The organism is Vibrio fujianensis (genome assembly GCF_002749895.1).
GTDB classification, from domain to species: Bacteria; Pseudomonadota; Gammaproteobacteria; order Enterobacterales; family Vibrionaceae; genus Vibrio; species Vibrio fujianensis.
Map to the genome: position 1 here is coordinate 1 of NZ_NBUS01000020.1, position 4,212 is coordinate 4,212.

Below are 4,212 nucleotides of genomic sequence, written 5' to 3' on the forward strand. Positions count from 1 at the left end.
TTGGTTGGCATTTGAGGTTAAGGCTGGCTAGTTTTAGTACAGTTATTTGCGTTGCCTGCCCCTTAATGCGGCGTTATGTTTTCGGAGGAAATGCGTGATTTGGATAAAGCGAGTGGCTTTGATTACTTTTCTTTCGGTTCTGGGGTATTTTCTATTCCTTCATGCAGGGATGGCTAGTGATGGAGCTATAGAGCTCAAGTGGTATTACAGGTTTGAAATGATAGCTGCGGGAATCATTTGGTGGCCTGCGGTTTTATATTTGAAGCTTAGGGATTTAGCAAATTATCCAACAAGCATTTTAGGGCTAGAATTATGGCCAGTACAATATTTTAGCTATTGTATGGTTTTTAAGCTATACGATGTGATAGTCGGGTATAAGAAAATGACGAATAGGTAATCTATGTAATAAGTGGGCTTAACTATAGTCTCCTGAAAAATCAGTAAAAAATCGGGATATATGCTCTGTTTTAGCCCCAAACATAACAAAGCATTCAAGAGGGACAGTCAACGCTTGGCAGTTTTGGTTTGGTTGGCATTTGAGGTTACGGTGGGCTAGTTTGAGTTTAGTTGTTTGCGTTGCCTGCCCCTTAATGCGGCGTTAGTTTTCTCTCCAATATTGTGAATATATTACGCTTATTGATATAATCTCATTTTTAATTAGAGTTAAAAATGAACAATATTATAAGCACAGTTACCGAGTGGCCGACAATTGTACAGGGAGCGCTAGGTTCAGCGTTATTTGCACTATGTTTTTCTCTAGGGCAGAGGGCTGTAAGGGCAATAACCAACTATTCCAAGGCCTATTCAAAGAGGGTTAGCAAGGATATTGTAATAAGGGATGAGCTACTTAAAGGTGTTATAGCGCAAGGAGAGCGAAATGACATATTGCTCGTTATGTCAGGAATGACCTATCCGGCACTACATTATGTAATCAAAGCTTTTCTATTCTTTTCTTTTGGCTATTTGGCTGAAGGTATTGTTCCTGTTTTTGGTTCAATTGGCGTATTGATTGGTGTTTTCTTTCTTTTTAAAGCTCTGCTTTACTGTCCAGATTTAACCAAGTTTGAAGAGCCGTCATCGAAGTCCGATAAGACAAACTAACAATCTGTTTAAGAGTGATTCGCAACGCTTGGCATTTTTTCTATGCGTTGCGTTTTGTGTTTAAGGTGGTATGCGGTAGCTTCGGTATTGCGTTGCTCACACCTTAACAGGGCGTTATGTAACCGTAAAGAAAAAAGACCACAATGCATTGAAAAGTAAATATTTTTTATGATTGATCTAATTTCAATGTCGACTTTGTCTGAGCGAGTTTCATGCATGTTGATTTAACTTTCGGCTTCTTGTTCTTCGAGTTTTTTACTCTGGCTTCAATGGTAAAGCGAGTTTGCGATAAGTTTGGTGGCAGTCACTTTTTTCTTTGAACTAGGGCTCGCAGTTTCGTCGTTGCCACGCAAATTCTACTGGGTTACTGCTCACTTTTCATGTAAGTTAAACGATATTTGGCAATGTTGTTCTTTGTAATGCTTTGAAATGGTTAGCAAAGTTACATAACAAAGCATTCAATAGGGACAGTCAACGCTTGGCAGTTTTGGTTTGGTTGAGCATTTAAGGTTACGGTTGGTTAATTTGAGCGCAGTTGTTTGCGTTGGCTGCCCCTTAATGCGGCGTTATGTAACTGTAGAGAAAAAGACCACAATATCTTGAAAATTAAAGTGTTTTTATGGTTTCTTTACTTTTAATTTAGCTTCTACTTTACACGTTTATACCTTTAATTGATTGTTTTTATTAGTTATTTATACAGTTTGTAAAGTTAGTTTTATTCATGTTGATTTGGTTTTCGTCTTCTTTATTCTTCGAATTTTTAGCTGGTTCTAAATGGTTTAGTGGATTTGCGATAAGCTTGGTGGCAGTCATTTTTTTCTTTGAACTAGGGCTCGCAGTTTCGTCGTTGCCACGCAAATTCTACTGGGTTACTGCTAACTTTTCATGTAAGTTAAACGATATTTGGCAATGTTGTTCTTTGTAATGCTTTGAAATGGTTAGTAAAGTTACATAACAAAGCATTCAAGAGGGACATTCAACGCTTGGCAGTTTTGGTTTGGTTGAGCATTTGAGGTTACGGTTGGTTAATTTGAGCACAGTTGTTTGCGTTGCCTGCCCCTTAATGCGGCGTTAGTTTCTCTCAGGAAAGATCATCAAAAATTTACGCCCAAGGTTCTGAAAATTCAGCTTTTGGCGTTCAAACTGCACAACTGGACTTTTAAGTTTGGCTTGATGCTGATTTGGTAGAAAGCGTTGACAGTTCAGTAGTTTCAAAGTTGCTGAAAGCCCAAAAACCTCGATGCTCCAACGTTGTTAGATGTTCTACTCGGAAAGTTTGGTTTCACAAAAGGCAGCATCATCGCTGTGATCTTGCTTTCTTTATCGCGGACTCTTAACCGTGGCCAACTTAACCTTTATTGTTTTGAGTTTTGGCAGTCAACTTCACAGCTTTTGGCGTTGGACGTGTGCTTGTTCGATGCATTTGCGTAAAATGACTTTCAAGCAAATGTGTTAAAAGTCATTGCTAAACAATAGGCTACGAAACTAACAAACGCCTCAAGAGGGACTGTCAACGCGTAGCGTTTCCAGTCCCATTGAGCCGCGGTGGTTACGACTGTTGTGTTTAAGTTTAGTGTTATGCGTTGCCAGCCCCTTAGGCGGGCGTTATGTAACCGTAAAGAAAAAAAGACCACAATGCGTTGAAAAGTAGATGTTTTTTATGATTGATCTAATTTCAATTTTCTTTGGGTTAGTTTCGTGCATGTTGATTTAGCTTGCGGCTTCTTTATTCTTCGAGTATTCAGTTTGTTGTTAATGATTCAGCGGGTTTGCGATAAGCTTGGTGGCAGTCACTTTTTTCTTTGAACTAGGGCTCGCAGTTTTGTCGTTGCCACGCAAATTCTACTGGGTTACTGCTAACTTTTCATGTAAGTTAAACGATATTTGGCAATGCTATTCTTTGTAATGCTTTGAAATTATTAGTAAAGTTACATAACAAAGCATTCAAGAGGGACAATCAACGCGTGGCACTTTTGGTTTGTGTGATCATTTGAGGTTACGGCTGGCTAGTTTGAGTGCAGTTGTTAGCGTTGCTTGCCCCTTAATGCGGCGTTAGCTGCTTACAAGTTCGCATGTTCCATTAGCTGTACAAGTTGGTTTTTTAGTCATATACTTGTCTCATTAAACGTACATGTGGAGGTTTTATGAGAATTGTATCTTTTACCGAAGCTAGAAATAGCTTGAAGAGCGTTTTGGATGCTGTTGTTAATGACGCAGATACAACCGTAATCACACGTCGTGATTCTGAAGATGCCGTTGTTATGTCACTGGATTATTACAATAGCTTAATGGAAACGGTTCATTTACTTCGTTCTCCGGCAAATGCTGAGCACTTACATCGTTCAATTGCTCAGTTTAAAGCGGGTAAGGTGAGCCAAAGAGATTTAATCGATGAGTAGTCGTTTATTATCTTGGACTGATGAATCTTGGAATGATTATGTTTATTGGCAGACGCAAGACAAGAAAACACTTAAACGTATAAATAAACTTATCACGGATGTTAAGCGTTCTCCTTTCGAGGGCATAGGTAAACCTGAGCCACTAAAAGAAAATTTATCTGGTTTCTGGTCGCGACGAATAGATGATACGAATAGGTTAGTTTATGCGGTTGATGATAGTGCAATCACGATCATTTCTTGTCGCTATCACTATTAATTTAGGCTTTATCGTCAGGCAGCTAACAAACAATTCAAGCAGACCCTCAACGCGTGGCATTTTTATTATGCGTTGAGTTTAGTGATTACGGTGTTGTGCGGAAAGTTGGTAGTCGCGTTTCGGGCTACTTAATTGGGCGTTATGTAACCGTAGAGAAAAAGACCGCAATGTATTGAAATTTAAAGTGTATTTATTTTTAAGTGTGTTTCTATTTTACATGTTTTATGATTTTAACTTATTGTTTAAATTGGTTATTTTCAAATTTATAAACCTAGTTTTATTCATATTGGCTTAGTTTTCGTCTCCTTGTTCTTCGAGTCTTTGTTCTGAGCTTTATTGGTAAAGCTAGTTTGCGATAAGCTTGGTGGCAGTCATTTTTTTTCTTTGAACTAGGGCTCGCAGTTTCGCCGTTGTCACGCAAATTCTACTGGGTTACTGCTAACTTTTCATGTAAGT

Annotated in this window: 4 protein-coding genes; all 4 read left to right on the top strand. The window is 38.7% G+C overall.

Annotated features, from left to right (window positions below):
- Window positions 1-669 precede the first annotated feature (669 nt).
- Window positions 670-1,101, top strand: a complete 432-nt coding sequence (locus B7C60_RS00425; protein ID WP_099609974.1) for a hypothetical protein — start codon at window positions 670-672, stop codon at window positions 1,099-1,101.
- Window positions 1,102-2,352: 1,251 nt separating this feature from the next.
- On the top strand, window positions 2,353-2,532 hold the full coding sequence (locus B7C60_RS00440; protein WP_002021999.1) for a DUF645 family protein: 180 nt from the start codon (window positions 2,353-2,355) through the stop codon (window positions 2,530-2,532).
- 713 nt (window positions 2,533-3,245) lie between these two features.
- Window positions 3,246-3,500, top strand: a complete 255-nt coding sequence (locus B7C60_RS00445; protein WP_009836585.1) for a type II toxin-antitoxin system Phd/YefM family antitoxin — start codon at window positions 3,246-3,248, stop codon at window positions 3,498-3,500.
- Complete coding sequence (locus B7C60_RS00450; protein WP_010318499.1) at window positions 3,493-3,756, top strand: Txe/YoeB family addiction module toxin; 264 nt, start codon at window positions 3,493-3,495, stop codon at window positions 3,754-3,756. Before B7C60_RS00445 ends, B7C60_RS00450 begins: the two co-directional genes overlap by 8 nt.
- The last annotated feature ends 456 nt before the right edge of the window (window positions 3,757-4,212 follow it).

What these genes read in the sequence shown, in the direction of transcription:
- B7C60_RS00425 (WP_099609974.1), top strand. Translation starts at nt 670, where the DNA reads ATGAACAATATTATAAGCACAGTTACCGAGTGGCCGACAATTGTACAG.
- B7C60_RS00445 (WP_009836585.1), top strand. Translation starts at nt 3,246, where the DNA reads ATGAGAATTGTATCTTTTACCGAAGCTAGAAATAGCTTGAAGAGCGTT.
- B7C60_RS00450 (WP_010318499.1), top strand. Translation starts at nt 3,493, where the DNA reads ATGAGTAGTCGTTTATTATCTTGGACTGATGAATCTTGGAATGATTAT.